This is a genomic window from Streptomyces mutomycini (genome assembly GCF_001700505.1).
In the GTDB taxonomy this organism is placed as follows: domain Bacteria; phylum Actinomycetota; class Actinomycetes; order Streptomycetales; family Streptomycetaceae; genus Streptomyces; species Streptomyces mutomycini.
This window is the reverse complement of the sequence record NZ_MAPV01000008.1, coordinates 1-25,792: the sequence shown is the minus strand read 5'-3', so window position 1 is coordinate 25,792 and position 25,792 is coordinate 1. Positions and strand designations below refer to the sequence as shown.

The window sequence follows — 25,792 nt, the reverse complement described above, 5'->3', positions numbered from 1 at the left end:
GGGCAGATCTCGTGGCTGCTGCCCGCCGCACTGATCCTGCTGGTCGCGGGCATCTGGCTGACCTGGCGGGCGAAGCGGACGGACACGGCCCGTGCGGCGTTCCTCGCCTGGGGCGGTTCCCTGCTGATGACGGCCTTCGTCTTCAGCTTCATGGCCGGCATCTTCCACCAGTACTACACGGTGGCCCTTGCGCCCTACATCGCGGCGCTGGCCGGCATGGGCGCCACGGCCCTCTGGGAGGAACGGTCCCGGTGGTGGGCGGGCGCCACGCTCGGGGTGACCGTCGCGGCGACTGCCGTCTGGTCGTACGTCCTGCTGGGGCGCACGCCGGACTACTTCCCGTGGCTGCGCTGGGCCGTGCTGATCGGCGGCCTCGTCGGCGCGCTGGGGCTGCTGGTCGCGGCACGGCTGGGCCGGGTGCTCGCGCTGGGCGTGGTGGGCCTCGGTCTCGCGGCCTCGCTGGCCGGCCCGACGGCGTACACGGTCAGCACGCTGAACACCGGGCACCAGGGCTCGATCGTCACCGCGGGTCCGGCGGGCTCGGGCATGGGAGGCCCGGGCGGCGGCCGGGGCGGCGGTCCCGGCGGCGGTGAGGGCGGCGGCGTGCGGCCCCCCGGCCAGGGCACGCAGCAGGGCGGCCAGGCGCCGGGCAGTGCTCAGGGGAACGCACCGGGCAACGCACCGGGCAACGCGCAGGGCGGCGGCTTCCCCGGCGGTGGGACGCCCGGCCAGGGGCAGCCGGGTCAGGGTCAGCAGGGCCAGGTTCCCGGCGGCAGGCAGGGCGGCATGCCCGGCGGCGGCACGGGTGAAGGCGGCACGGGTGGCGGAGGCGGTATGGGTGGTCTGCTCAACGGCGCCTCCGTCGGCTCCGGGGCCAAGACGCTCCTCGAGCAGAACGCCGACGCCTACACCTGGACCGCCGCGGCCATCGGTTCGCAGAACGCCGCGAGTTACCAGCTCGCCACCGGGGACCCGGTGATGGCGATCGGCGGATTCAACGGCAGCGACCCGTCCCCGACGCTCGCCCGGTTCAAGACGTACGTGGAGGAGGGAAAGATCCACTACTTCATCTCCGGCGGCATGGGCGGCGGCGGAATGGGCGGAGAGGGCGCCTCGTCCCAGATCTCGACGTGGGTGGAGGAGAACTTCAAGGAGGTCACGGTCGAAAGCGCGACCTTCTACGACCTCACCCAGCCGAAGGGCTGAAGCCGCGACGGCAGAGCGGCGGGTACAGGGCGGCGGCCCCGGAGTGACTACAGGCTCCGGGGCCACCGCCCTGTTGCCGCCCGTGCGGTGGCGCCTTGCATGCCGCGGCGCCTTATCTGTTGTACGGCGTACAGGAGATGCCATACGGTGTACGAGAACGCCTCCCTTACGCCGTACAAGTGCACCGGAACCAGGAGTCCGCATGACGTCGACCGCCGCCGAGCAGAAAGACCTCGCCCGTCGGGGTGGCCATGCGCAGCGCTGGCTGATCCTCGGAGTCATCTGTCTCGCCCAGCTCACCGTGCTGCTCGACAACACCGTCCTGAACGTGGCGATCCCCTCGCTCACCGCTGATCTCCACGCCTCCACCGCCGATGTGCAGTGGATGATCAACGCCTATGCGCTCGTCCAGTCCGGACTGGTGCTCACCGCGGGCAGCTCCGCCGACCGCTACGGCCGCAAGAAGATGCTGGTCACGGGGCTCGCGCTGTTCGGCGTCGGCTCGCTGGCCGCCGGGCTCGCGCAGTCCTCGGGGCAACTGATCGCTGCTCGCGCGGGGATGGGCGTCGGAGGCGCGCTGCTGATGACGACCACCCTCGCGGTCGTGGTGCAGATCTTCGACGACGCCGAGCGCGTCAAGGCGATCGGCATCTGGTCCACCGTCAGCTCCCTGGGATTCGCCGCCGGCCCGCTGATCGGCGGGGCGATGCTCAACCACTTCTGGTGGGGCGCGATCTTCCTGGTGAACATCCCTGTGGCGGTCATCGGCCTCATCGCCGTCGTCCGGCTCGTCCCGGAGTCCAAGGACCCCCGGGGCGACCGCCCCGACCTGGTCGGGGCGCTGCTCTCCACCCTCGGGATGGCGGCTGTCGTGTACGCGATCATCTCCGGCCCGGAGCACGGCTGGGGCTCCGGAAGGGTTCTGCTGACCGCCTTCGCAGGGGTCGCCGTGCTCACCGGATTCGTCCTGTGGGAGCTCCATGTCCCGTACCCCATGCTGGACATGCACTTCTTCCGCAACCAGAGGTTCACCGGCGCGGTCGCGGGCGCGATCCTCGTCGCCTTCGGGATGACGGGTTCACTCTTCCTGCTCACCCAGCACCTGCAGTTCGTCCTCGGCTACGGCCCGCTCGAGGCCGGGCTGCGCACGGCTCCGCTCGCCCTCACCGTCGTCGCGCTCAACCTCACGGGCCTCGGCGCCCGGCTCGTCGTGAGGCTGGGGACCCCCGCCGTCATCGCCGCGGGCATGAGCCTGCTGGCCGCCGGGCTGGGGGCGATCGCGCTGCTCGGCGGACGGGACTACGACGGGCTGCTTTTCGGCCTGGTCGTCATGGGAGCGGGCGTCGCGCTCGCCATGCCCGCCATGGCCAACGCGATCATGAGCGCCATCCCGCCCGAGAAGGCGGGCGTGGGAGCCGGGGTGAACGGCACGCTCGCCGAGTTCGGCAACGGCCTCGGGGTCGCGGTGCTCGGAGCCGTGCTCAACTCCCGCTTCGCCGCGCTCCTACCGGGGGCGGTGGGAGCGGCCTCGCTGCCCGCCGCACTCGCCGCCGCGGACGGGGCGGCGGAACGTGAGCGCATCACGGACGCCTTCGCGTCGGGCCTGGAGACCAGCCAACTGGCCGGCGCGCTGGCTGTGCTGGCCGGAGGGCTGCTCGCCGCGGTCCTGCTGAGGCGGGCGGAGCGCACGGAAGCGGACTGAGAGTCCCAGGTGAGGGGCATAGCATCGGACAGGGGTGCCGGTACGCAGGAGTGCCACCGCAAGACAAGGAGCGTGCGCCATGGGGTCCGCGGCAGACCGTGTGAAGAACCCTTCCCGGGTCAGTGTGTGGCTGGACCGGCGCACACCCTCGCGCACACGCAAGGCGGATCAGCCGGCCGGTCTCGACCGGGACAGGATCACGGCGGCGAGCGTCCGGCTGCTGGACGCCGACGGCCTCGCGAAGTTCTCCATGCGGCGCCTCGCCGCCGAACTCGATGTCACGGCGATGTCCCTCTACTGGTACGTCGACACCAAGGACGATCTGCTGGAACTCGCCCTGGACACGGTCTTCGGCGAGATCCCGGCCACGCCGGAGGACACGGACTGGCGCGCCCGGCTGCGTGAACTGGCCACCGAATACCGGCGGATGCTGGTCCGCCATCCCTGGGTGTCGACGCTGATCGGCAGTTTCCTGAACATCGGACCGCACTCGATGCTGTTCTCGTACGCCGTCCAGGACGTCGTCCGGGCCACCGGACTGCCCCTGGAGAACCGGACGGGAGCGATGTCGGCCGTCTTCCAGTTCGTCTACGGATTCGGCAGCACCGAGGGGCACTTCGTGCAGCGCACGGTGGAGGCCGGGCTCAGCCAGGACGAGTACTTCCAGCGGGCGATGGGCACCATCCGCGCGGACCCCGAGTTCAAGCGTGTCATGGAGCCCTCGGAGAGCCTCATGGACGCCCGGGGCGGGGACACGGTGGAGGAGATGCGCGAGCGGGACTTCGTGTTCGCGCTGGACCTCCTGATCGCGGGCATCGAAGCGATGCGCGAACGCGCGGCGCACCACTCGTAGACCTGGTGCGCCGGGCCCTCAGTAGCCGCGCCGGGCGTCCACGGCCAGCGCGGGCGTACGCCCCTCCGTGACGGCCTCCCAGCACGCCGCGAAGTCGGTGACGACGTCCTCGTCGGCCGTGATGCCGGCCGAGTGGGACGTGATCACCGTGCGCGGCAGCCGCCATACGGTGTCGCCGGGCGCGGCGGGCTCGTCGGGCAGCACGTCCAGTACGGCGCGGCGCACCGACCCGTTGTGCAGCGCGGTCTCCAGGGCGGCCATGTCCACGGTCGCGCCCCTTCCCACGTTGACGAAGGTGGCGCCCCGCATCGCGGCGAATCTGGCGTCGTCGAAGAAGCGCTCCGTCGCGCCGGTCAGGGGCAGGGTGGACACCACCCACCGGGCGTCCGCCAGCGCCGTGGCCTCCTCCGGCGAGCCGGCCAGGACGACCCGGTCGAATTCCGCCGGGGCCGTACGGGGGCTGCGGCCCACACCCACCGTGCGTACGGAGCAGGCACGCAGCAGGCCGGCGACCGCGGATCCGATGCGCCCGGTGCCGTGGACGACGGCGGTCCGCCCGGCCGCGAGTTCGGACGGGAGGCGGCGCCACTTCGACCTGGAGTGCTGGGCGGCGTGCTCCGGGACGGACTGGCACTCGGCGAGGACCCAGGCCAGCGTGTACTGGGCGATCCGCTCGCCCATCCGCCCCACGGTCCGCGTCAGCAGGGCGCCTGCGGGCCATGGCCCACTGGCGAGCAGAGCGTCCGTACCGGCGTTGACGCTGTGGAACCACAGCAGCTGTGCGGTCCGCAGCTCGTCGGGCAGCGTGTCCCCCACGTACAGGAAGGGCCCGTCGGGCTCCCCTGTGTACGCGGGTCCGGCCGGCCGGCCGGTGATCCGCTCCAGTTCACGGACCACGGCGGGGCCCAGGGAAGGGGAGGTCAGGAGCCGGGCCCGCGCGAGCGGGTCCGGGCGGGGCGGTTTCATCGGTACGGTCAGCCGCCCGTGGCCAGGTGGGCGGGGAAGCCCCCGGTGGCGACGGGGCCCCAGCGCTCCGGAGTGATCCGGATGATGGACTTCCCCTGCTTGAGCATCGCCGCCCGGTACTCGTCCCAGTCCGGGTGCTCGCCGGAGATGTTGCGGAAGTACTCGACGAGCGGCTCGACCGAGTCCGGTGAGTCGATCACCTCGGCCGAGCCGTCGACCTGGACCCACGGCCCGTTCCAGTCGTCCGACAGGACGATCACGCTCACCCGATCGTCCCTCTTGGCGTTGCGGGTCTTGGCCCGCTCGGGGTAGGTCGAGACGACGATGCGTCCGGCGTCGTCGACGCCGCAGGTGAGCGGGGAGCCCTGGGGCCGGCCGTCGGCCCGGGTGGTGAGCAGGATCGCCCGGTGCCTGGGCCGCACGAAGTCCAGCAGTTCCGCGAGTTCCACGGCGGTGTTGGTCGCGATGTTGGGTGCCATACGGCCAACCCTAGGGGTGTCCGCGGAGTCCCGCCGCACGCCCGGGCGGGACCGCGCGGGTGCCTCCCGGGGCCTTCGGTCCGGTCCTAGCCGGGGACGGAGTCGCCCTGGACCGCCTGGATGTCGAGCTCCACGCGCAGGGTCGTGCCGATCGCGGAGATGCCGGCCTGCAGCACCTGGTTGTAGTTCATGGCGAAGTCGTCGCGGCGCAGCTCCGCCGTGGCGTGGAAGGCCGCCCGCACCCCGCCCCACGGGTCGGGGCCGGTGCCCAGGTAGCTGAGGTCGAGGTCGACGTCCCGCGCGATGCCGTGCATGGTGAGCACGCCGTGCACCGTCCAGCGGTCGGGCCCGGCCGGGGTCAGCGCACGGGAGCGGTAGGTGAGCTCGGGGAACGCGTCCACGTCGAGGAAGTCCGCCGAGCGCAGGTGCTTGTCCCGCATCGCGTTCCCCGTGTCGATGCTGGAGGCGGCGATGAAGGCATCCACCCGGGAACGCTGGACGTCCTCGCCGATCTCGATGCGGCCGCCGAATTCGGTGAACCGGCCGTGCACGCTGGAGATCCCCAGGTGCTGTGCGACCGCCGCCACCGACGAGTGGACCGGGTCCAGTGACCAGGTGCCCGGAGGCGGAAGTTCCACGCCGCCCTGCCGGGCCAGCACCACGGTGCCGGCCTCGACCCGGCCGCTGGCCGTGACGAGAGCGGTGGACGCGGCGGGGGCGTAACCCACCGCCGTGACGATGACCGTGTACGCGCCGGCCTGCAGGAGATCGTCGGTGCGGACGGCCCCGTTCTCGTCGGCGGCGGCACGGAGCACCTGTGTGCCCGTCATGTCGGTCACCGTCACGACCGCGTGCTGGACAGCCCAGCCGTCCCGCGTGCGTACCTGTGCGCGAAGTCCCATCCCGTGTTCTCTCCTTGCTCAAATCACTCGTGTAGCAGCGACTCAATGAGTCGGGCCCCGGGGCGGGGCCGGCAGGCCGTCCCCTGCCTGCCGCTCCCGCCACGGGGCCCGTTTCCGCCGGCGGTCACAGCCTCTCCGCTCGAAGTGCTGTCCCGCCAGGGGTCTTTGTGAATCTTCCGGTTACCGCTCGCCCGGGTGGGCGAGTTCGATGTCGTGACCGTCGACTCCATCGCCGCTCACGGTCAGCGAGCCGGCCACCGGCGGGTAGCCGGTCGCGACCACGGAGTACTCACCGGCGTCCAGGTCCGCGAAGGCGTACGCGCCGTCCTCGCCGGTCGTAGACGTGGCGACCACGTTGCCAGCCGCGTCGATCAGCGTGACCCGGGCGTCGTTCAGCGGTGCCCGGCCGGAGCCGGCCCTTACGACGCCCTTGACCAGCGCACCGGCGCGCAGGGCGACATCGACCCGGGTGACACCCTGGCCGCCGACCTCCACCGGCAGGGCCAGCGGACGGAAGCCCGCGGCCGTGACGGCGACGGTCACCGAGCCGGGGATCAGCTCACCGAAGGTGAAGTCACCCGCGTCGCCCGAGACGCCCGTGGCCAGTACATCGCCGCGCACATCGGTCACGACGACCATGGCGCCCTGGACGGGGGTGCTGCCCTCGGCGGTCCGCACGGTCCCGGAGAGACCGCTCGTACCGGCGAGCAGGATGTCGAAGGCCAGCGGCTCGTCACCGACGACCACGGTGGACGCCTGCGGCTGGAAGCCGTCGGCGGAGGCGATCAGGACGTAGCTGCCGGCGCCCGGCGCGTCCAGTACGTAGCCGCCCTCGGCCTGGGCGACGGAGCGTCCCAGCTGCCGGCCGCCCAGCGAGATCAGCGTGACGGCGGCACGGGGGACGGGTGCGCCTTCGGCACCCCGCACCACACCGCGTACGGGGGTGCCCTGGATGTTCGGCTCGTTCGTGGCGGCCGTCTCGTCCGGGGCCTGGACGGAGGTGACCCCGGCCGTTGCCCCGGCGACCGGGGCGGTGCCGGTGGTGGCCTCGGCCGACTCCGTCGCGGCCGCCACCTCGGCCGGGGAGCTGTCGTCGCCCGCCCTCGTCTTCAGGGCGACCTCCTTGATGAAGAGCGTCAGGACGAACGCGACCAGCGCGGCCGGCGCGGCGTACAGGAAGACGTCCGCGACACCGTGGCCGTAGGCGACCTCCATGACCGTACGGAGCGGTGCGGGGAGAGCGTCCAGGTCGGGGATGCCCCCGCCACCGGTTCCGCCGTGGCCCAGTGCGGCGCCCTCGGGGCCGAGCTCGGCGAGGCCGTCCTTGACGTAGTGGGTGACACGGTTGCCCAGCACGGCGCCGAGCGCGGAGACGCCGATCGCACCACCGAGGGAGCGGAAGAAGGTGACGACGGAGCTGGCCGCACCGAGATCGGCGGGAGCCACCTGGTTCTGCGTGGCGAGCACCAGGTTCTGCATCATCATGCCGATGCCGAGACCCATGACGAACATGAAGATCGCGATGTGCCAGTACTCGGTGTCGTAGCGGATGGTGCCGAGCATCCCGAGACCCGCGGTGACCAGGAAGCCACCGGCGACCAGCCAGGCCTTCCAGCGGCCGGTCTTGGTGATGATCTGGCCCGACAGCGTCGACGACAGGAAGAGACCGGCGATCATCGGGATGGTCATGACGCCGGACATCGTCGGCGACTTGTCCCGCGCCAGCTGGAAGTACTGGCTGAAGAAGACCGTGCCCGCGAACATCGCGATACCGACGAACAGCGAGGCAGCGGAGGCCAGCGTGATGGTGCGGTTGCGGAAGAGGCGCAGCGGGATGATCGGTTCGCTCGCCCTGGACTCGATCAGCAGGAAGAGTCCGATGAGGACGACGGTGCCGCCGAGCATCGTGTACGTCTGCCAGGAGACCCAGTCGTACTTGTCGCCCGCGAAGGTCACCCAGAGCAGCAGCAGCGAGACCGCGGCGCTGATGACGAACGCGCCGGACCAGTCGACCTTGACGTCGCGCTTGACCACGGGGAGCTTCAGGGTCTTCTGGAGCACGATCAGGGCGATGACCGCGAACGGCACACCCACGTAGAAGCACCAGCGCCAGCCCATCCAGCTGGTGTCGGTGATGACACCGCCGAGGAGGGGGCCGCCCACCGTGGCGACGGCGAAGACCGCGCCGAGGTAGCCGCTGTAGCGCCCGCGCTCGCGCGGGGAGATCATCGCGGCCATCACGATCTGGGCGAGGGCGGAGAGACCGCCGACGCCGATGCCCTGCACCACTCGGCAGACGATGAGCATGCCGCTGCTGGTCGACAGACCGGCGACTATCGAGCCGGCCACGTAGATGACCAGAGCTATCTGGACCAGCAGCTTCTTGCTGAACAGGTCCGCGAGCTTGCCCCACAGCGGGGTGGTGGCAGTCATGGCCAGGAGCGAGGCCGTCACGACCCAGGTGTAGGCGCTCTGGCCGCCGCCGAGGTCGGAGATGATCTCGGGCAGGGCGTTGGAGACGACCGTCGACGAGAGGATCGCGACGAACATGCCGAGCAGCAGCCCGGTCAGCGCTTCCATGATCTGCCGGTGTGTCATCGGCGCGCCCGAGGGGGCATCCGCGGCCCCGTGCTTGGCGTGGCCGCCCCGCACACCGGATGGTGTGGTCGTAGCCATTGAATTCCTTGTCTTTGCTTCTGTTACAGGGGTGTACGGGTGTGTGCGTCGTCGACGTGCCCGGCGCGGCAGTCGCCGCTGTGCTTTCCGGAGGTACGCCCTCCGGGGCCGCGGCAGGAGAAGCTGTCGCGCAGCCGGGACAACAACGTGTTGAGCTGTCCGACTTCTTCGTCGGTCCAGTCGATGAGGTTGTGGGCGAACATCTCGGTGGTCCGCCGGGTCAGCTCGTCGAGCAGTTCGGCGCCCGAGGGGGTCAGCCGCAGGATGCGGGACCGCTTGTCCTCCGGGTCCGGGAACCGTTCGATCCAGCCGTTCTCCACCGCGTGGGTCACATGGCGGCTGGTCACCGACATGTTCACGGACAGGAGTTCGGCAAGCCGGGTGATCCGCATCTCGCCGTACTTGGCCAGCAGCGTCAGCACGGTGGCCGAGCCACCGGGACACTCGGCGGGCAGGATGCGGACGAGGCCCCGCTTGACGGCTCCGACGGCGCTGAGCTGCCGGGCCAGTTCCTCGTACTGGCTCCGTGCTGCCACTGGCCCTCCAGACGTCTTGCGAGGTCATCTTGTTGCTTAGGGCAACGATAGAAGCGGTTGGTTGCTGCAGGCAAGCGAAATGGGCTGTGCAGAAGTAAAGGAACGCAAAAGCCTGCGTAGGCGTCCGGTCAAGCCCGCAGCGCACGGGGGGTGGACCCCGGGAGGCGTGTTCCTCGTCACAGGGTGAGGTGGTGAGGCGGGTGCGCGGAGGTGGTGCGGAGCGGCCCGGCGGACGGTGAAGAGGCCGTGTGCGCGGAGGGGGCACATCGGCCCCTGGTGACCCGGGGGTTGGGCGGAAGGCGTGCGTTCGCTAGGGTCCTGGCCCATGGCACACAACCCCCACGCCCCGCAGCCGGGCCCCGAGGGCACTCACGACCCGGCGGGCAGCACGCAGATGTTCCGCGCGTTCGTCGACGACGGCGAGCCGCAGGGCAGGCAGCAGCCTGCCGTGACCTCGTCCGGCCCGAAGACCGGGGTGATCGTGGCCGTCGTCGCGGTCATCGTCGTCCTCGGCGCCGTCGCCTGGCTCGCGCTCGGCTGACCGCCCCCGTCCCGGCCTGCCCGCCGCTCCCGTAACCGGGGCCGGTGGCCTGCCCGGCGTCCGCACGAGTGTGGGCGTCGACATACCGCACCGCTCCCGCGCCGCCCGTCGGCGCGGGAGCGTTCGCGTTTCCGTGCCGTGGCGGGAGTGCGCCCGCGGACGCCCGGCTGCGGCGAAGCCGCCGGGGTGGCCGTCGTGGCGTCCCCGGCGGCAGATGCGCCGTGCCGTACGGACCCGACCGGGGTCAGTCGGCGATGAGCCCTTCCCTGAGCTGGGTGAGCGTCCGTGTCAGCAGCCGGGAGACGTGCATCTGCGAGATGCCGACCTCCTCGCCGATCTGCGACTGGGTCATGTTGGCGAAGAAGCGCAGCATGATGATCTGCCGCTCGCGCGGGGCGAGCTTGGCCAGCAGCGGCTTCAGGGACTCGCGGTACTCGACGCCTTCCAGCGCCGCGTCCTCGTACCCCAGACGGTCCGCCAGCGAGCCCTCGCCGCCGTCGTCCTCGGGGGACGGTGAGTCCAGGGAGGAGGCCGTGTAGGCGTTGCCCACGGCCAGGCCGTCGACCACGTCCTCCTCGGAGACCCCGAGCGCCTTGGCCAGCTCCGGCACCGTCGGCGAGCGGTCGAGCTTCTGGGCGAGCTCGTCGCTGGTCTTGGTGAGGGAGAGCCGCAGCTCCTGGAGCCGGCGCGGGACCCGCACCGACCACGAGGTGTCGCGGAAGAAGCGCTTGATCTCCCCCACGACGGTCGGCATCGCGAACGTGGGGAACTCCACGCCCCGCTCGCAGTCGAAACGGTCGATCGCCTTGATCAGGCCGATCGTCCCGACCTGGACGATGTCCTCCATGGGTTCGTTACGGCTCCTGAACCGCGCCGCCGCGTACCGCACCAGCGGGAGGTTGAGCTCGATGAGTGTGTCCCGCACATAGGTCCGCTCCGGACTGTCCGTTCCGTCGGGGCCCGAGGCGGGACCCAGCGCGGCGAGCCGCAGGAACAGGGAGCGGGACAGAGTGCGGGTGTCGATGGCTTCCGGCGAGCTGGTGAGCACGGCGGGTGCCGGCACGCTCTTCGTGAGCGTGAGCACCTTCGAGCTGCCCTGTTCTGTGGACATGCCACCCCCTTGAGGTCGCGGACGGTCGCGGTGGCCACGACCATCGGAGGAACGCAGCCTCCACCTGAATACCGGAGGTAGGGCTGCGGCAAACGCGGTTCCAGCAGAATGTCACATGTCGGCAACACGCTGTAGTGACATGTCGACAAGTCAGCGCCGAGACTGCGCAGGAAACAGGGGGTGTGCGGCTTTTACGCCCCCGGATCCGGTCCTCCAGGGGTCTACCCGTTCTGCTTACGCTTCGATCCTGTTTGCTGATCGCAGTCGGGCGAAACTTCTGGCCAGAAGCCTTGACACATGCATCTGGGAGACCCCCAGTTCGGCGCTGATCTGTGACTGCGTCAGGTTGTTGTAGTAGCGCAGCAACAGGATCCGCTGCTCACGCTCGGGCAGTTGTACGAGCAGGTGCCGGACCAGGTCGCGGTGTTCGACCCCGGCCAGCGCCGGGTCCTCGTAGCCGAGCCGGTCGAGGAGTCCTGGCAGCCCGTCACCTTCCTGGGCGGCCTCCAGGGAGGTCGCGTGGTAGGAGCGGCCCGCCTCGATGCAGGCGAGGACCTCGTCCTCGGAGATCTTCAGGCGCGCGGCGATCTCCGCGGTGGTCGGTGAGCGGCCGTGAGCGGTCGTCAGGTCCTCCGTGGCGCCGGTGACCTGGACCCAGAGCTCGTGCAGCCGCCGCGGGACGTGCACGGTCCGTACGTTGTCCCGGAAGTAGCGCTTGATCTCGCCGACCACGGTGGGCATGGCGAACGTGGGGAACTGGACGCCGCGCTCCGGGTCGAAGCGGTCGATGGCGTTGATCAGGCCGATGGTGCCGACCTGTACGACGTCCTCCATCGGCTCGTTGCGGCTCCGGAAGCGGGCCGCCGCGTACCGTACGAGCGGCAGGTTGGCCTCGATCAGCGCCGTGCGCACCCTGTGGTGCTCCGCGGTGCCGGGTTCGAGGTCCTTGAGCCTCCCGAACAGCACCTGGGTCAGGGCCCTGGTGTCAGCGCCCCGGGTCCTGGTGGGCGCGGTGGGGTCGGGGGTCTCGGTCTGGACGTCGTCCGTCTGGACGTTCTGGGGCGGGACTTGAGGCGCTGTACTGGCCGGCACGGTGTCGCCACCCCTTTGCGGTCAACTACGGTCAACTCATCCGTCAAAAGCGGTCATAGCATCACAAGACATGTCCACCGTGTGCAAGCACCGCATGGAGTCGTGTTGGAGGTCATTTGGTTTAAACATGCCGAAAAGCCCCTCTCCTGTACGGGAGGGGCCGGCGGGACCGGAGGTCCGAAAGGGTCAGAAGGGGTAGTCGGCGATCACCCAAGTGGCGAACGCGCGCCACTGGCCGGCCGCTGCCTGGTGCTCGGGGTGCTCGACGTACCGCCTGAGCGCGTCCTCGTCGGCGACCGCGGAGTTGATGGCGAAGTCGTACGCGATCGGCCGGTCGGTGATGTTCCAGGCGCACTCCCAGAACTCCAGCTCGGGGATCTTCCCGCCGAGCTCCCGGAAGGCCTCCGCGCCGGCGACGACCCGCGGGTCGTCGCGCTCGACGCCGTCGTTCAGCTTGAACAGGACCAGGTGGCGGATCATGGCGCTTCCCCTAGTTCACGAGCTCGGACATGAAGTCTCCGACGCCCTGCGCGGCGCTCGAAATACCTTCGAATCCTATTTGCACGAGGTCGGCGCTCCGCTTGGGGGAGGTGATGATCGTGTACAGCACGAAGACCACAAACATGTAGAGCGCGATCTTCCTCGCTTGCGCCACAGCTCTGTCCCTCCCCTTCGATCACCTGTGCAGTCGGGTGAGTCTAGCCGTACACCTGGCCGTACCGGCCGGCCGTTTCCGATCACTGGTGAGGTTTTTCAGGGTCGAAGGGCCCGTCGATTCGGGCCCTTTGTCAGTGGCCGCGGTATACGCCGGGGAGGAGGATGGGGATCGAGCCCGTCGCACAGGAAAAATGCGCGGGCCGAGGAACGGGACCTCCACGAGGTCCCCACCGCGTGACTTCCCCCCGACCGCGGCGAGGGCCTACGGTCCCCGTTCTCACCGGGGGGAGCGGCTTGTCCCCCCGATGCCGCTCCCCCCGACCTGACGACACGAAGGGCCCGGCGTTCGCCGGGCCCTTCGTGTCGTCCGTACGTGCGGGTCAGTCCTCCTTCAGGCCGGCCGCACCGCGGGTGGCCTCCTGGACGCCGGCTTCCGGACCGCTCCGGGGTGCCGGGACGGTCGCGGCCGTGCCCAGGGCCGCGTCCTCGGCGGCGAGGCGTTCCATACCGCTCGTCGTCTTGAGGGGCTTCTCCTTGATGAAGAGCACCGCGACGAGCCCCAGGAAGGCGAACGGGGTGGCGATGAGGAAGAGGTCGCCGGTCGCGACGCCGTACGCGTGCTCGACGATGGCCTTCATCGGCTCGGGCAGCTTGGTCATGTCGGGCACGGCGCTGCCGTGTCCGCCGCCGGTGGCCGGGATCCCGCTCTCGGCGAGCCCCTTGTTCATCTCGCTGGCCACCTGGTTGGCGAGGATCGCACCGAGCACGCTGGTGCCGATGGTGCCGCCGAGGCTGCGGAAGAAGGACAGCACGGAGGTGGCGGCGCCCAGTTCGTGCGCGGGCACGTCGTTCTGCGCGGCGAGCACGAGGTTCTGCATCAGCATGCCGACGCCGATACCCATGAACGCCATGTAGACGCTGAGCAGGCCGAAGTGCGTGTCGGCGTCGATGGTCGCGAGCAGCCCGAGGCCGGCCGTCATCACGACTGCGCCGGCGACGAGGTAGACCTTCCACTTGCCCGTCGCGGAGATGATCTGCCCGGCGACCGTGGACGACACCAGCAGACCTCCGATCAGCGGGAGGCTCATGAGCCCCGCGACGGTCGGGGTCTTGCCCAGGGAGATCTGGAAGTACTGGGACAGGAAGACGGTTCCGGCGAACATCGCGATACCGACGAAGAAGCTCGCCAGGGTCGTGAGCGTCACCGTGCGGTTGCGGAAGATGTCCAGCGGGATGATCGGCTCCGCGGCCCTGGACTCGACGAAGACCGCCGCCACCAGGAGCACCACGCCGGTGGTCACCAGTACGGCCGTCTGCCAGGACGCCCAGCCGAAGTTGTTGCCGGCGAGGGAGGTCCAGATGAGCAGCGCGCAGACGCCGGCCACGATCAGGAAGGCGCCCAGCCAGTCGATCCTGACCTGACGGCGCACCGTCGGCAGCTTCAGGGTGCGCTGGAGCAGCACGATCCCGGCCAGTGCGAAAGGTACGCCGATGAAGAAGCACCAGCGCCAGCCGAGCCACGAGGTGTCCACGAGGACGCCGCCGATCAGCGGACCCGCGACCGTGCCCACGGCGAAGACGGCGCCGAAGATCCCCGCGTACTTGCCGAGCCGGCGCGGCGGGATGATGGCGGCCATCACGATCTGGGCCAGCGCCGTCAGACCACCGGCGCCGATGCCCTGGATGACCCGGCTGACGATCAGGGTCACGACGTCCTGGGAGAAGCCGGCCACGAGGGAGCCGACCACGAACAGGCCGAGCGAGAGCTGGAGCAGCAGCTTCTGGTTGAACAGGTCGGCGAGCTTGCCCCACAGCGGCACGGTGGCCGTCATGGCGAGCAGCTCGGAGGTCACGACCCAGGTGTACGCGGACTGGCTCGCGCCGAGGTCGGCGATGATCCTCGGCAGCGCGTTGGCGACGACCGTGCCCGCGAGGATGGCGACGAACATGCCTGCCATCAGGCCGGACATCGCCTGGAGTATCTGCTTGTTCGACATGGAGGTGGGCGCCTGTTCGGGCGCCTCGATAGCGGTCACGGTGTCCTTCTTCGGTACTGGAGCAGAAACAGGTTCGGGTGGTGCGCGGGCGCGGCGTGGCGGGCGGGGCTACGCCGGCGGCCGTGGGAGGCCCTGCGCCAGCTGGGCGAAGACGTCCCTGAAGACCTCCGCGAGTGCGGTCTCACCGGGGCGGTCGCACCAGTGCTCGACGGCGACCCGCAGGGCGGTCTGGGCCACGGCGGCGAGAAGCCGGGGGAAGACGGCGGCTCCGGGCGGCGCGTCCGTGCCGGGCCGGGTGGAGCCGAGCCAGTCGGTGATGGCGACGGCGAGGGCCCGTTCCTCCGCGACGTGTGCCTTCAGGCCGCGGTGGATGAGGTGTGGTGAGCGCTGGAGCACCTTGCACTGGAGGACCCACAGCTCCTTGCGTGCCTCGAAGCCGTCGAGCTCGGCGACGAGGGCGTCGCGTACGACGTCGAGCGGGGGCCGGTCGGCGGGGGCGAGGCGCACGGACTCCCTGATCCTCTCGCCCACCTCGTCGTCGACCAGGACGAACGCGTCGTCGTGGCTGGGAAAGTAGTTGAAGAACGTCCTGGGGGAGACCCCGGCGGCCTCGCTGATGGCTTCGACGGTGACGTTCTCGACACCGTGCTCGGCGGCGAGCCGTACGGCCGCCTCGGCGATGGCTCTGCGAGTGGCCTGCTTCTTGCGCTCCCGCAGCCCGGGTACGGATGTCGTCGTCTTCGCCACAGCGTGCATAGTAGGCAAAGATGCAGACCCTGCAAAATTATTTACGGAAGAGTCGATGAACCCTACGGGGGGCGGAGCCGGGCGGGAAACGGGACGGGACGCAGAGAAGGGGCAGACCCTTTCGGGTCTGCCCCTTCATCCATCTGCGGTAGCGGAGGGATTTGAACCCTCGGTGAGTCTCCCCACACTCGCTTTCGAGGCGAGCTCCTTCGGCCGCTCGGACACGCTACCGAGAGAGAGCTTAGACCATGCCGGGCCCTGGTCCGAAATCCGTTTCCCGGTGACGGGCCGCAGCTCCCGGGGCGCGGCCTCAGCGCTCCCGGAAGAAGGCCGTCAGCAGGTCCGCGCAGAGGTCTTCGAGGACGCCCTGGATCACCTCCGGGCGGTGGTTGAGCCTGCGGTCGCGTACGACGTCCCAGAGTGAGCCGGCGGCGCCGGCCTTCTCGTCCCGCGCTCCGTAGACCACCCGGCCGATCCGGGACTGTACGAGCGCGCCCGCGCACATCGTGCAGGGCTCCAGGGTGACGACCAGCGTGCAGCCGGTCAGCCGCCAGGAGCCGAGGGCGGCGGCGGCGCGGCGCAGGGCGAGCACCTCGGCGTGCGCCGTCGGGTCGTGGGTCGCCTCGCGCTCGTTGCGGCCGGTGGCGAGCAGGGCGCCGTCCGGGCCCAGGACAACGGCGCCGACCGGCACATCGCCGGCCGACGCCGCCCGCGCGGCCTCGTCCAGGGCCTGCCGCATGGGTGCCTGCCACGGGTCCCGTACAGGATCGGAGGAAGGCGGTGAGTGGGGTGTGGGCGGTCGTGCGTTCACCCGCGGACCCTAACGGACGGCCTCCAGCACCTCGGCCGCTCCCAGCGCCTCCGCGATCTCCGCCAGCGCGTCGGTGCGCAGGGCCAGCAGGTCCTTCTCGGACAGTCCGAGGTCGGCGAGGACCCCGAGGTCGCCGAGCGGCCCCGCCGGTACGGCGTCGGGGTCGTGATCCAGGTCGGGTTCGGTGCCGGCGCCGGCCCTTGGTTCCTCGTCCGGATCTCCGTCCTCCGTACCGTCGAGGCCGACGAGCTCCTCGAGTGCGGCGATCTCGTCCTCGGCCCCCGGTTCGCGGCCGAGCAGTTCATCGGTGAGCAGGATCTCCCCGTACGAGGAGCGGGCGGCGGCGGACGCGTCCGAGACGTAGATACGGGGGTCCTCCTCACCGTCCACCCGGACGACGCCGAACCAGGCGCCCTCCTGCTCGATGTAGAGGAGGACTGTGTCCTCGTCCACCGAGGCCTCACGGGCCAGATCGGTCAGGTCGGACAGGGTTTCCACATCATCGAGCTCCGTGTCGCTCGCTTCCCACCCGTCTTCGGTGCGCGCGAGCAGTGCGGCGAAGTACACCGTGACTCTCCCACTGGTCTCAAGGGCGTCTCGTTTGGATCAGGCTGGGCTCGCGAGCAAACGAGAAACCCTGGGCGAATCGGTCCGACGGGAGGGCAGACGGTCATCCGGCTGCTCTGGGCCCCGCCCAATCGGCATCGTGGCAGAAACGAGCGCGATGCGAGACCTCTTCGGCCGTTGCGTCGGCATCAGTTACCCGAGTGCGTGTCCGCCGATGGTGTTCGCCGGGCCCTTCGGGCCGCGGTCCGGCTGCCCCGGAAACCGCCCTCACCAGCGGAACGTACGCATGCGCATCTGTTGGCGCATACGGGCTGCACGGGCCCGGCGCGGCTGCACCCGGTCGCGCAGCTGCTTCGCCTCGTGGAGCTCGCGGAGGAACTGCGCCCTGCGCCTCCGGCGCGCCGCGTCACTCTCCTGCGTGTCGGGCACGCTCTCCTGAACGTCGGGCAGGTCGCGCACGTCGCGTCCGGCCTGCCGCTGACTCCGCTGCTCGCTGTCGGGCAATCGACACACCACCCCAAGCCTGGGTCCGTATCCCCCACCTTCCCCCCGAACAGGTGACTGATGCCAGTGCGGACCGGGGGGAAGCCCGTCCGGGGCCCGGCTACTGTTGACGGCATGCGGATCCACGTCGTCGACCACCCGCTGGTGGCGCACAAACTCACCACGCTGCGCGACAAGCGCACCGACTCCCCGACCTTCCGGCGGCTCGCCGACGAGCTGGTCACCCTCCTCGCGTACGAGGCCACCAGGGATGTGCGGACCGAGCAGGTCGACATCGAGACCCCGGTGACGCCCACGACCGGTGTGAAGCTGTCGTACCCGCGCCCCCTGGTCGTTCCGATCCTGCGCGCCGGGCTCGGCATGCTGGACGGCATGGTGCGGCTGCTCCCGACCGCCGAGGTCGGTTTCCTCGGAATGATCCGCAACGAGGAGACGCTCCAGGCGGAGACGTACGCCACGCGGATGCCCGAGGACCTCTCCGGCCGTCAGGTCTACGTCCTGGACCCGATGCTGGCCACGGGCGGAACGCTCGTCGCGGCCATCCGGGAGCTGATCAAGCGCGGGGCGGACGACGTCACCGCGGTCGTGCTGCTCGCGGCGCCCGAGGGTGTCGAGGTGATGGAGCGCGAGCTGGCCGGCACACCGGTCACGGTGGTCACGGCTTCGGTCGACGAGCGGCTCAACGAGAACGGCTACATCGTGCCGGGGCTCGGCGACGCCGGTGACCGGATGTACGGCACCGCCGACTGATCCGGCTCGTCAGGCAGGGCCGGCCCGGGTGCCCCGGACCGGCCCTGCCGCGTTCAGCAGGAGGGCGACGGTGCCGGGGACGGCTTCGTCAGGGCCGTGAGCGCCGACGCGGCCGCCGCGGGGGTGCTGAACGCCTTGAACTTCGTACCGATGAGCAGATCGACGTCCGCCGTCCTGCGGGCGTCGGTCTTCTGTGCGGCCCCCGGCAGCTGTGTGCCGAGCACCGGGAAGGCGCCGTTCATGGCCGTCGGGCCGCCGAGCAGCATCCCCGTGCCGGGCACCTTCTTGTCGTAGGCGGCCGGGGCGTTGTCCACCTTGCCGATGGCGAACCCGCGCTTCTTGAGCTCGTCCGCGGCGGCCTTGGCCAGTCCGCTGCGAGGGGTGGCGTTGTAGATGTTGACCTTGATGGCGGCCGGCTTCGGGAGTGCCTTCGCCGCGGTCGAGGCGCTCGGCGAGGGGCAGGCCTTCGGACGGTCGGCCGCGCTGGCCTGTTCGTCGCCGCCGGTGAAGACGTCGACGATCTGGAGCGTGCCCCAACCGGCCAGGCCGAGGGCCACCACGGCGGCCGCGACCGAAAGGACCAGTTTGCGGCGGTGCCGGGGGCGGCGCATACGGGGGTAGGTGTTACCCGTGATGCGGTACTTTCCGCCCATGCCGGGAGGGGTCAGCATGCTCATGGGCGCAGCGTAGTGCGACCTGGTGGTGATGCCTACTAAACGATCAACCTATGGCACCCGTATGTGCATAAAAGCACCCGAAAGGCCCGAAATACTCCACGGGTGGGAGTGGCGGGGTTCGCGGGGTTCAGCCCATTTCGAGCACGCGGGCGTGGAGCACCTGGCGCTGTTGCAGTGCGGCGCGCACGGCGCGGTGCAGCCCGTCCTCGAGGTAGAGGTCGCCCTGCCATTTCACGACGTGGGCGAAGAGGTCGCCGTAGAACGTGGAGTCCTCGGCGAGCAGGGTCTCGAGGTCCAGCTGGCCCTTGGTGGTCACCAGCTGGTCCAGGCGGACCGGACGCGGCGCCACATCCGCCCACTGTCGGGTGCTTTCCCGGCCGTGGTCAGGATATGGCCGCCCATTTCCGATGCGCTTGAAGATCACACGGAAAGCCTACCGGGCAAGGGCCTCCGGGCGCAGCCGGGCGACAGGACTGCCGTGTGGCCCAAAACTGCACAAATGTCATATAACGCCGCCGGTCAGGCGTGTGCGCGGGGCGTGTCCGTGCGCGCGCCCCGATGGCTGTGCGGTGACCGGGCGGTGGCCGGACGGCGGCGGACCCGTGACGCCCCGGTGCGCCGCTCCGCGGGCAGGGGCGTGGCCCGCCGCCCGCCCGCGGAGCGCCCGCGCGCTACTCGGTGACGCCGTGCGCGTGGCCCTCGCGCAGGCCGCCGACGCTGCGGCGCTCGGCGGTGGCGGACGCGGCCGGGACCGGGCGGGTCAGTGAACCCAGGTCATGGGCGTAGGTGCCGACCGCGTGGGCGATCACGTCGATGTTGGTGTCGAAGTGCCCCATGTCGATGTTGTCCAGGTCGTCGCAGGCCGAGTGGTAGCAGGGGTCGTAGGCGACGTCGGCCGTACCGCCGTACGTCTCGGCCTGCGCGGCCGTCTTGATGCCCTCCGCACCCGTGTTGGTACCGCCTGCCGGGATGCCGGCCTCGATGAACGGCCCGTAGTCGGAGCGCCCGGTGAAGTCCGCACCGGTGTGCGGCTTGTCCTCGCTGTCCAGGAACGCGTTGATGTCGTGCTCCAGCTGGGCCGAGCCCTCGGGGCCCGGGCCCTCGCCGACACCGTCGGAGTTGTCGCCGTCGAAGACGAACTGAGCGCCGTTCGGGGAGGCGATCATGTCGAAGTTGAGGTAGAGCGCGATCTGCTCGCGCTGTGCGTCGGAGAGCTTCGCGACGTACGCCTCGGAGCCCAGCAGGCCGTTCTCCTCGGCCGACCACCAGGCGAAACGCACCTTGTTGGCGGGGTTCCGGTGCGTCTTCGCCAGTTCCAGGGCGACTTCGAGGAGACCGGCCGACCCGGAGGCGTTGTCGTTGATGCCCGGGCCCTCGGTGACCGAGTCGAGGTGTGCGCCGAGCACGACCGTCCTGTCGGCGTTCCCGCCGCGGGTCTCGGCGACGACGTTGCGGGTGGTGCGCTCCTCCTGGAGTTCGCGGACCTCGAAGGAGACCTTCACCTCGCCCCCGGCCAGATCGGCGACGAGCTTCTCGCCCTCGGCCATGGTGAGACCGCCGGTGGGTATCTTCCCCGCCCCGACGTCGCCCAGGGTGCCGGAGAGGACTCCCTCGGTGTTGTTGTAGACCACCGCGCCGGCGGCGCCCGCCACGGAGGCCGCGGCCTGCTTCTCGGCGAACGAGCAGCCACCACGCTTGATGAGGGCGATCGTGCCGGTGAAGTCGGCCGAGGCGTAGTCGGCGGCCTCGCAGCCGGTGGTGCCGTCGGCGGGGACGGCGACGAGGGCCGCGGTGATGCCGCCCTCCGGGGTGGAGGGGGTGTACGTCATCGCCTCGATGCCGACGTCGCGGGGCGCGGGGGAGACCACGGAGAGCTTCTCGGCGAGGGTCTCGGTGTAGACGAAGTCGAAAGCCTGGTAGTCGACGCGGTAACCGGCCTTCTGCAGCAGCCGGTAGACGTAGGCGGCGGAGGCGTCGTGGCCGAGTGAGCCGGCCGCGCGGTGGCCGTCCGCCGAGTCGGCTATCGCCTGGAAGCGCTCCAGGTGGCGGAACGCGTCCTTGGCGGACGAGCGGTCGACCAGCTGGCGCGCGAGCTTGGCGGCATCCCTCGACGGGTCGTGCGGGGAGTGGCCGTGGTGCGGGGACGCGGCGAGGAGAAGCGGTGCGGCCAGGGCGGTGGCGGCCACAACAGCCATGGCTCTGCGACGTGTTGCGTGCACAGGAGTCCTTCCGGTCTGAACGGATGTGCAGGAAAGCTAGCGAGCCGACCGCCGTCTGGGAACAGCTGAGGCCGTTCCTGATCGTCCGACTGGCCTGTTGCTGATCGGACCGGGTCCGGTTCCCGGCCACCCGCTCGGCTCGTCGCTGACTGGACCGGGTCCGGTTACCGGCCGTTTGCTCGGCGCGTCGCTGATCACTTGGACCGCCCCGCCGCCCTGGCCGCCGCCTTCGCCTGCTGTTTGTACGCCCGTACCTCGGCGAGCGAGTCCGGCCCGGTGATATCGGCCACCGAACGGTGCGAGCCCTGCTCGCCGTACGCCCCGGCGGCCTCCCGCCAGCCGGCCGGGCGTACGTCGAACCGCTTGCCCAGCAGGGCCAGGAAGATCTGCGCCTTCTGGGTGCCGAAGCCGGGCAGCGCGTTGAGCCGTTTCAGCAGCTCCGTCCCGGTGGCGGCGTCCTCCCAGACGGCTTCGGCCCGTCCGTCGTACTCGGCCACCAGGTACTGGCAGAGCTGCTGCACCCGTTTCCCCATGGAGCCCGGGTAGCGGTGCAGGGCCGGCTTCTCGGTGAACAGCCGGGTGAAGGCCTCCGGGTCGTATCCGGCGATCGCCCGGGCGTCCAGATCGTCCGAACCCATGCGCTGTGCCAGCGTGAACGGGCCGGTGAAGGCCCACTCCATCGGCACCTGCTGGTCCAGCAGCATGCCTACGAGGGCGGCCAGCGGACTACGGGCCAGCAGCGCGTCCGCATCCGGCTGCTGGGCGATACGCACGGTGCGGGTCTCGCCGCTGTCGCTCCTGGTCATGTATTCGATGATTGCGAGAGTGGCCGGGATCGGCGACTCGGTGCGCTGCCGTGCGCTGCCGTACCTACTCCGCGCTCCCGGCCGGCGGCGGCCCCAGCCGGGCCGAACGCGTCCGCAGATAGTGGGCCTCGGGCGCACTGAGCGTGTGGGCCGCCGCCCGCAGGTAGGCCGCGCGTGCCGCCTCGCGGTCCCCGGCCCTCTCCAGCAGATGGGCCCGCACGGCATCCAGCCGGTGGTGGCCCGCCAGCCGGTCCTCCAGGACCGTCAGAGCCGCCAGCCCGGCCCGGGGGCCCTGCACCATGGCGAGCGCCACCGCCCGGCTCAGCTCCGCCATCGGATCGGGGGTGCGGTGCACGAGGAGGTCGTACAGGGCGAGGATCTGCGGCCAGTCGGTGTCCTCGGCCCGGTCCGCCTCGTCGTGCAGCGCCGCGATCGCCGCCTGCAGCTGGTACGCCCCGGCCGGTCCCTCGGACAGGGCCTCCTCCACCAGGGCCGTGCCCTCGTCGACGGCCGTCCTGTCCCAGAGGGTCCGGTCCTGCTCGTCGAGCGGGACCAGCTCGCCGTGCGGTCCGCTGCGGGCGGCGCTGCGGGCCTCGGTGAGCAGCATCAGGGCCAGCAGTCCTGTCACCCGCCCGTCCCGGGGCAGCAGCCCGCGCACGGCACGGGTCAGCCGGATCGCCTCCCGGGCCAGGTCGGCGCGGTGCAGAGCGCTGCCGGACGTCGCGGTGTACCCCTCGTTGAAGATCAGGTAAAGCACCTGGAGCACGGCGGCGAGCCGGCTGTCGCGGTCGGCGGGGCCCGGTTGCCGGAACGGCACACCCCGCACCTTCCGCTTGGCCCGGCTGATCCTCTGCGCCATCGTCGCCTCGGGTAACAGATGGGCGCGGGCGATCTCGGCCGTCGTCAGGCCGCCGACGGCCCGCAGGGTCAGAGCGATCTGGGCGGCGGGGGACAGCTCGGGGTGGCAGCAGAGGAAGAGCAGGGTGAGTGTGTCGTCGGCGGAGGGAGCCCGGCTCTCCCCCGGCGCCGGGGTCGTGAAGGCGTCGCGGGGCGTGAGCGCGGCGGCCCTCTCCTCGCGCCGCTGTCGTGCGGAGTCGCTGCGGAGCTGGTCCGTCAGACGTCTGGACGCGGTCCTGATGAGCCAGCCTCGTGGATCGTCCGGCAGCCCACCGGCCGGCCACTGCCGGTACGCGGCGATCAGCGCCTCCTGGACGGCGTCCTCCGCCGAGTCGAAGTGGCCGTAACGGCGTACGAGCGCGCCGAGGACCTGCGGCGCGTGATGGCGCAGCAGGTCCTCGACGCGGGTCGGCCCGTCGTTCACACGTCCCCTTCCAACTGAGCGCGGACGTCCTACTGAGGAGCGCCCGCCTCCACACAGCCGTCATCGATCGGGCGGATCAGCACGGGGTAGACGGGGGCACCCTCCGGCTGCGGACACTCCTGGATCCGGGCGGCGATCTCCGTGACCCTGTCCAGGCTCGCGCAGTCGAGCACCCAGTACCCGGCGAGCTGCTCCTTGGTCTCCCCGTAGGGGCCGTCCGTGATCACCGGCCGCCCGTCCGCACCCGGCAGCACCGAGCGGGTCCTGGCGGGTTCGGTCAGGCCCTGGCCGTCGACCAGCTCGCCGGACTCGGCCAGGTCGTTGTTGATCCCTTCCATGAAGGCGAACATCGCCTTCATGTCCTTCTCATTCCAGGCCGGGCTCCCGGCCGACGGCTTGCCGGCCATTGCCTCGTAGTCGGCCTGCGAGCCCTGAACCATCACGAGGTACTTCATGGTGCCGCTCCTCGGTTCCTCGGTCGTCGCCCCTCGTGGGCAACTCTCACAGGGGACGTCGGAGCCCGTGGCCGGCTCTCGACACCACGCGGGAGGCATTTCGAAATCACTCCGCCGCGCAGGTCCGGAAGGAGCCCCCGTAGAGTTCGGCTGCGTCGTCCCCCAACCCCGAGGTACCGGCTGTGTCCCCCGCATACCCCCAGTCCGCCGTCCCGGTGCCCGCGCCTGCCGTGAGCGTCGTGGGGATCGGAGCAGACGGCTGGTCCGGCCTGCCGGAGACCGCGCGCGCCGTGCTCCGGGAGGCGGAGGTCCTGATCGGCGGTGAGCGCCAGCTGAGGCTGCTACCGCCGGAGTGCGGGGGGCTGCGCGTGTCCTGGCCCTCGCCTCTGCGCCCGGCCGTGCGCGGCCTGCTCGCCGCACACGCGGGGAACAGGACCGCTGTGCTGGCCAGCGGCGACCCCATGTTCTACGGCATCGGCCGTGCCCTCACCGAGGAGCTGGGCGCCGGCGCGCTCAGGGTGCTTCCGCACCCGTCCTCGGTGTCGTACGCCTGCGCCCGGCTCGGCTGGCCCGTGGAGGACACCGAGACCGTCACCCTCGTCGGCCGCCCCACGGCCGGGCTGGCACGCGCGCTGCACGACGGGCGCCGGCTGCTGGTGCTGTCCGCGGACGCGGCCACGCCCGGCGCCGTGGCCGGCCTGCTGCGGGACCACGGCTTCGGACCCAGCCGGATGCGGGTCCTCGAACAGCTCGGCGGCACGGACGAGGACTGCTTGGACGGCATCGCCGACGCCTGGGAGCACCCGCCCGGGGACCCGCTCAACGTCATCGCGGTGGACTGCCGGAGCACCCCGGACGCCTTGCGCCTCGGAGCCGTACCCGGGCTGCCCGACGAGGCGTACGAACACGACGGCCAGCTCACGAAGCGCCATGTCCGGGCGGCCACGCTCGGGGTCCTCGCGCCCGCCCCGGGCGAACTCCTGTGGGACGTCGGCGGCGGCTCCGGATCCATCGCGGCGGAGTGGATGCGGACCCATCGGTCCTGCCGCGCCGTCACCGTGGAACGCGATCCCGAACGGGCACGGCGCATCGCCCGTAACGCGGACCGGCTCGGCGTCCCCGGGCTGCGCGTGGTCACCGGCCGCGCGCCGGACGCCCTGGCCGGACTGCCCGTGCCGGACGCCGTGTTCATCGGCGGAGGGCTCACCGCACCGGGTCTGCTCGACGCCTGCTGGGACGCGCTGCCCCAGGGTGGCCGGCTGGTCGCCAACACGGTCACGCTGGAGTCGGAGGCGCTGCTCGCCGAGTGGTACCGGCGGCTCGGCGGTGACCTGGTCCGCCTGGCGGTGGCCCATGCCGTACCCGTCGGCGGGTTCACCGGCTGGCGTCAGGCCATGCCCGTCACCCAGTGGTCCGTACAGAAAACCTCGCACGCTCCAGGAGACGACAGATGACCGTGTACTTCATCGGTGCGGGCCCCGGCGCCGCCGACCTGATCACGGTGCGCGGCGCCCGTGTGCTCGCCGCCAGTCCGGTCTGCCTGTACGCGGGCAGCCTGGTCCCGCGCGAACTGCTCGCCGAATGCCCGCCGGACGCCCGGCTCGTGGACACGGCCCTGCTCGACATCGACCAGATCACCGCCGAACTGGTACGGGCACACGGGGAAGGTCACGACGTGGCCCGGCTGCACTCCGGCGATCCGTCGGTCTTCAGCGCGGTGAACGAGCAGATGCGGCGGCTCGACGAGGCGGGAGTGCCCTACGAAGTGGTGCCCGGGGTACCCGCGTTCGCCGCTGCGGCGGCGGCGCTCAAGCGGGAGCTGACGGTGCCCACCGTCGGCCAGACCGTGATCCTCACCCGGATCGCCCAGCGGGCCACTGCGATGCCCGAGGGCGAGGATCTGGCCACGCTGGGCCGCAGCGGTGCGCTGATCGTGCTGCACCTCGCGGCGCGGTACGTGGACCGGGTGGTCGAGGAACTGCTGCCGCACTACGGGGCCGACTGCCCCACCGCCGTGGTCGCCATGGCCTCGCGCCCGGACGAGATCATCCTGCGCGGCACGCTGGACTCCATCGCGGAGCAGGTGAAGGAGGCCGGGGTGATCCGGACAGCCGTGATCATGGTCGGCAGGACCCTGGGTGCGGAGCAGTTCCGCGACAGCCACCTGTACTCCCCGGAGCGGGACCGCCACACCTGCTGACGGACGGGCGGGACGGC

At 70.9% G+C, this 25,792-nt stretch carries 27 protein-coding genes and 1 tRNA gene; 7 read left to right on the top strand and 21 right to left on the bottom strand.

The features are described from left to right. The 3 genes from BFF76_RS00465 to BFF76_RS00455 form a co-directional block, all read left to right on the top strand. The coding region (locus BFF76_RS00465) for a mannosyltransferase YkcB-related protein (RefSeq protein ID WP_478076692.1) at nt 1–1,206 on the top strand (1,206 nt) is incomplete at its 5' end. Nucleotides 1,207–1,408: 202 nt separating this feature from the next. Next, complete coding sequence (locus BFF76_RS00460; protein WP_053929585.1) at nt 1,409–2,908, top strand: MFS transporter; 1,500 nt, start codon at nt 1,409–1,411, stop codon at nt 2,906–2,908. A 79-nt stretch (nt 2,909–2,987) separates the two neighbouring features. Then, the gene (locus BFF76_RS00455) at nt 2,988–3,761 is read left to right on the top strand and encodes a TetR/AcrR family transcriptional regulator (RefSeq protein ID WP_053929586.1); all 774 of its coding nucleotides are present in this window, start codon (nt 2,988–2,990) and stop codon (nt 3,759–3,761) included. Between the two features lie 18 nt (nt 3,762–3,779). Here BFF76_RS00455 and BFF76_RS00450 read toward each other — a convergent pair whose 3' ends face one another. The 5 genes from BFF76_RS00450 to BFF76_RS00430 form a co-directional block, all read right to left on the bottom strand. Continuing rightward, a complete protein-coding gene (locus BFF76_RS00450; protein ID WP_065846645.1) occupies nt 3,780–4,727 on the bottom strand; it encodes an NAD(P)-dependent oxidoreductase in 948 nt (315 codons plus the stop codon). Nucleotides 4,728–4,735: 8 nt separating this feature from the next. Then, nucleotides 4,736–5,206 (bottom strand): PPOX class F420-dependent oxidoreductase, encoded by a 471-nt coding sequence (locus BFF76_RS00445; protein ID WP_031097256.1) that lies wholly within the window; start codon nt 5,204–5,206, stop codon nt 4,736–4,738. Nucleotides 5,207–5,292: 86 nt separating this feature from the next. Further along, nucleotides 5,293–6,108 carry a YceI family protein gene (locus tag BFF76_RS00440; RefSeq protein ID WP_031097258.1) on the bottom strand — a complete coding sequence of 272 codons (816 nt, stop codon included), beginning with the start codon at nt 6,106–6,108 and terminating at the stop codon, nt 5,293–5,295. A 180-nt stretch (nt 6,109–6,288) separates the two neighbouring features. Further along, nucleotides 6,289–8,706, bottom strand: coding sequence for an MFS transporter (locus BFF76_RS00435; RefSeq protein ID WP_465270523.1), 2,418 nt, complete (start codon nt 8,704–8,706; stop codon nt 6,289–6,291). A 101-nt stretch (nt 8,707–8,807) separates the two neighbouring features. After that, nucleotides 8,808–9,320, bottom strand: coding sequence for a MarR family winged helix-turn-helix transcriptional regulator (locus BFF76_RS00430; protein WP_031097261.1), 513 nt, complete (start codon nt 9,318–9,320; stop codon nt 8,808–8,810). 325 nt (nt 9,321–9,645) lie between these two features. Here BFF76_RS00430 and BFF76_RS00425 point away from each other — a divergent pair, with 325 nt between their 5' ends. Next, on the top strand, nt 9,646–9,861 hold the full coding sequence (locus BFF76_RS00425) for a hypothetical protein (protein WP_053929588.1): 216 nt from the start codon (nt 9,646–9,648) through the stop codon (nt 9,859–9,861). Between the two features lie 244 nt (nt 9,862–10,105). Here BFF76_RS00425 and BFF76_RS00420 read toward each other — a convergent pair whose 3' ends face one another. The 10 genes from BFF76_RS00420 to BFF76_RS00380 all read right to left on the bottom strand — a co-directional run bounded on the left by BFF76_RS00420 (nt 10,106) and on the right by BFF76_RS00380 (nt 17,347). Beyond that, nucleotides 10,106–10,972 (bottom strand): RNA polymerase sigma factor SigF, encoded by an 867-nt coding sequence (locus BFF76_RS00420; protein ID WP_031097263.1) that lies wholly within the window; start codon nt 10,970–10,972, stop codon nt 10,106–10,108. Nucleotides 10,973–11,206: 234 nt separating this feature from the next. After that, entirely contained in the window at nt 11,207–12,064 is an 858-nt protein-coding gene (locus BFF76_RS00415) for an RNA polymerase sigma factor SigF (RefSeq protein ID WP_053929589.1), read from the bottom strand. 186 nt (nt 12,065–12,250) lie between these two features. Beyond that, on the bottom strand, nt 12,251–12,544 hold the full coding sequence (locus BFF76_RS00410) for a Dabb family protein (RefSeq protein WP_031097267.1): 294 nt from the start codon (nt 12,542–12,544) through the stop codon (nt 12,251–12,253). A 10-nt stretch (nt 12,545–12,554) separates the two neighbouring features. Next, on the bottom strand, nt 12,555–12,719 hold the full coding sequence (locus BFF76_RS32805) for a hypothetical protein (RefSeq protein ID WP_167359456.1): 165 nt from the start codon (nt 12,717–12,719) through the stop codon (nt 12,555–12,557). Between the two features lie 382 nt (nt 12,720–13,101). Continuing rightward, nucleotides 13,102–14,718: an MDR family MFS transporter gene (locus BFF76_RS00405; RefSeq protein ID WP_244167199.1), complete on the bottom strand. Its 1,617-nt coding sequence runs from the start codon at nt 14,716–14,718 to the stop codon at nt 13,102–13,104. A gap of 108 nt (nt 14,719–14,826) precedes the next feature. Next, nucleotides 14,827–15,474: a TetR/AcrR family transcriptional regulator gene (locus BFF76_RS00400; protein ID WP_065846641.1), complete on the bottom strand. Its 648-nt coding sequence runs from the start codon at nt 15,472–15,474 to the stop codon at nt 14,827–14,829. Nucleotides 15,475–15,611: 137 nt separating this feature from the next. Further along, nucleotides 15,612–15,696: transfer RNA gene (locus BFF76_RS00395), tRNA-Ser, on the bottom strand. Between the two features lie 79 nt (nt 15,697–15,775). Next, nucleotides 15,776–16,204 carry a tRNA adenosine(34) deaminase TadA gene (tadA, locus tag BFF76_RS00390; protein WP_031097277.1) on the bottom strand — a complete coding sequence of 143 codons (429 nt, stop codon included), beginning with the start codon at nt 16,202–16,204 and terminating at the stop codon, nt 15,776–15,778. An 81-nt stretch (nt 16,205–16,285) separates the two neighbouring features. After that, nucleotides 16,286–16,843, bottom strand: a complete 558-nt coding sequence (locus BFF76_RS00385; RefSeq protein WP_065846638.1) for a tRNA adenosine deaminase-associated protein — start codon at nt 16,841–16,843, stop codon at nt 16,286–16,288. A gap of 267 nt (nt 16,844–17,110) precedes the next feature. Then, the gene (locus tag BFF76_RS00380; protein ID WP_381823390.1) at nt 17,111–17,347 is read right to left on the bottom strand and encodes a hypothetical protein; all 237 of its coding nucleotides are present in this window, start codon (nt 17,345–17,347) and stop codon (nt 17,111–17,113) included. 114 nt (nt 17,348–17,461) lie between these two features. Between BFF76_RS00380 and upp the strand changes: the two genes are divergently transcribed. Next, the gene (gene upp, locus BFF76_RS00375) at nt 17,462–18,097 is read left to right on the top strand and encodes a uracil phosphoribosyltransferase (RefSeq protein WP_031097280.1); all 636 of its coding nucleotides are present in this window, start codon (nt 17,462–17,464) and stop codon (nt 18,095–18,097) included. A gap of 53 nt (nt 18,098–18,150) precedes the next feature. Here upp and BFF76_RS00370 read toward each other — a convergent pair whose 3' ends face one another. From BFF76_RS00370 to BFF76_RS00345, 6 genes are all read right to left on the bottom strand, one after another. Further along, entirely contained in the window at nt 18,151–18,750 is a 600-nt protein-coding gene (locus tag BFF76_RS00370) for a LytR C-terminal domain-containing protein (protein WP_031097281.1), read from the bottom strand. A 151-nt stretch (nt 18,751–18,901) separates the two neighbouring features. Then, the gene (locus BFF76_RS00365) at nt 18,902–19,198 is read right to left on the bottom strand and encodes a type II toxin-antitoxin system VapB family antitoxin (protein ID WP_014155093.1); all 297 of its coding nucleotides are present in this window, start codon (nt 19,196–19,198) and stop codon (nt 18,902–18,904) included. Nucleotides 19,199–19,445: 247 nt separating this feature from the next. After that, on the bottom strand, nt 19,446–20,969 hold the full coding sequence (locus BFF76_RS00360; protein WP_208604799.1) for a M20/M25/M40 family metallo-hydrolase: 1,524 nt from the start codon (nt 20,967–20,969) through the stop codon (nt 19,446–19,448). A gap of 218 nt (nt 20,970–21,187) precedes the next feature. Further along, nucleotides 21,188–21,799 (bottom strand): HhH-GPD-type base excision DNA repair protein, encoded by a 612-nt coding sequence (locus tag BFF76_RS00355; protein ID WP_031097286.1) that lies wholly within the window; start codon nt 21,797–21,799, stop codon nt 21,188–21,190. Between the two features lie 64 nt (nt 21,800–21,863). Continuing rightward, nucleotides 21,864–23,120 (bottom strand): RNA polymerase sigma factor, encoded by a 1,257-nt coding sequence (locus BFF76_RS00350; protein ID WP_065846634.1) that lies wholly within the window; start codon nt 23,118–23,120, stop codon nt 21,864–21,866. A gap of 29 nt (nt 23,121–23,149) precedes the next feature. Next, nucleotides 23,150–23,575: a YciI family protein gene (locus tag BFF76_RS00345; RefSeq protein ID WP_031097290.1), complete on the bottom strand. Its 426-nt coding sequence runs from the start codon at nt 23,573–23,575 to the stop codon at nt 23,150–23,152. A gap of 182 nt (nt 23,576–23,757) precedes the next feature. Here BFF76_RS00345 and BFF76_RS00340 point away from each other — a divergent pair, with 182 nt between their 5' ends. Next, entirely contained in the window at nt 23,758–25,029 is a 1,272-nt protein-coding gene (locus tag BFF76_RS00340; RefSeq protein WP_053929592.1) for a bifunctional cobalt-precorrin-7 (C(5))-methyltransferase/cobalt-precorrin-6B (C(15))-methyltransferase, read from the top strand. Further along, nucleotides 25,026–25,775 (top strand): precorrin-4 C(11)-methyltransferase, encoded by a 750-nt coding sequence (gene cobM / locus BFF76_RS00335; RefSeq protein ID WP_065846632.1) that lies wholly within the window; start codon nt 25,026–25,028, stop codon nt 25,773–25,775. The genes BFF76_RS00340 and cobM overlap by 4 nt, the downstream gene beginning before the upstream one ends. The last annotated feature ends 17 nt before the right edge of the window (nt 25,776–25,792 follow it).

Coding starts and splice junctions, on each gene's coding strand:
- BFF76_RS00460 (WP_053929585.1), top strand. CDS start 1,409: ATGACGTCGACCGCCGCCGAGCAGAAAGACCTCGCCCGTCGGGGTGGC.
- BFF76_RS00455 (WP_053929586.1), top strand. CDS start 2,988: ATGGGGTCCGCGGCAGACCGTGTGAAGAACCCTTCCCGGGTCAGTGTG.
- BFF76_RS00450 (WP_065846645.1), bottom strand. CDS start 4,727: ATGAAACCGCCCCGCCCGGACCCGCTCGCGCGGGCCCGGCTCCTGACC.
- BFF76_RS00445 (WP_031097256.1), bottom strand. CDS start 5,206: ATGGCACCCAACATCGCGACCAACACCGCCGTGGAACTCGCGGAACTG.
- BFF76_RS00440 (WP_031097258.1), bottom strand. CDS start 6,108: ATGGGACTTCGCGCACAGGTACGCACGCGGGACGGCTGGGCTGTCCAG.
- BFF76_RS00435 (WP_465270523.1), bottom strand. CDS start 8,706: ATGACACACCGGCAGATCATGGAAGCGCTGACCGGGCTGCTGCTCGGC.
- BFF76_RS00425 (WP_053929588.1), top strand. CDS start 9,646: ATGGCACACAACCCCCACGCCCCGCAGCCGGGCCCCGAGGGCACTCAC.
- BFF76_RS00420 (WP_031097263.1), bottom strand. CDS start 10,972: ATGTCCACAGAACAGGGCAGCTCGAAGGTGCTCACGCTCACGAAGAGC.
- BFF76_RS00410 (WP_031097267.1), bottom strand. CDS start 12,544: ATGATCCGCCACCTGGTCCTGTTCAAGCTGAACGACGGCGTCGAGCGC.
- BFF76_RS00405 (WP_244167199.1), bottom strand. CDS start 14,718: ATGTCGAACAAGCAGATACTCCAGGCGATGTCCGGCCTGATGGCAGGC.
- BFF76_RS00400 (WP_065846641.1), bottom strand. CDS start 15,474: ATGCACGCTGTGGCGAAGACGACGACATCCGTACCCGGGCTGCGGGAG.
- tadA (WP_031097277.1), bottom strand. CDS start 16,204: ATGCGGCAGGCCCTGGACGAGGCCGCGCGGGCGGCGTCGGCCGGCGAT.
- upp (WP_031097280.1), top strand. CDS start 17,462: ATGCGGATCCACGTCGTCGACCACCCGCTGGTGGCGCACAAACTCACC.
- BFF76_RS00370 (WP_031097281.1), bottom strand. CDS start 18,750: ATGGGCGGAAAGTACCGCATCACGGGTAACACCTACCCCCGTATGCGC.
- BFF76_RS00360 (WP_208604799.1), bottom strand. CDS start 20,969: ATGGCTGTTGTGGCCGCCACCGCCCTGGCCGCACCGCTTCTCCTCGCC.
- BFF76_RS00355 (WP_031097286.1), bottom strand. CDS start 21,799: ATGACCAGGAGCGACAGCGGCGAGACCCGCACCGTGCGTATCGCCCAG.
- BFF76_RS00345 (WP_031097290.1), bottom strand. CDS start 23,575: ATGAAGTACCTCGTGATGGTTCAGGGCTCGCAGGCCGACTACGAGGCA.
- cobM (WP_065846632.1), top strand. CDS start 25,026: ATGACCGTGTACTTCATCGGTGCGGGCCCCGGCGCCGCCGACCTGATC.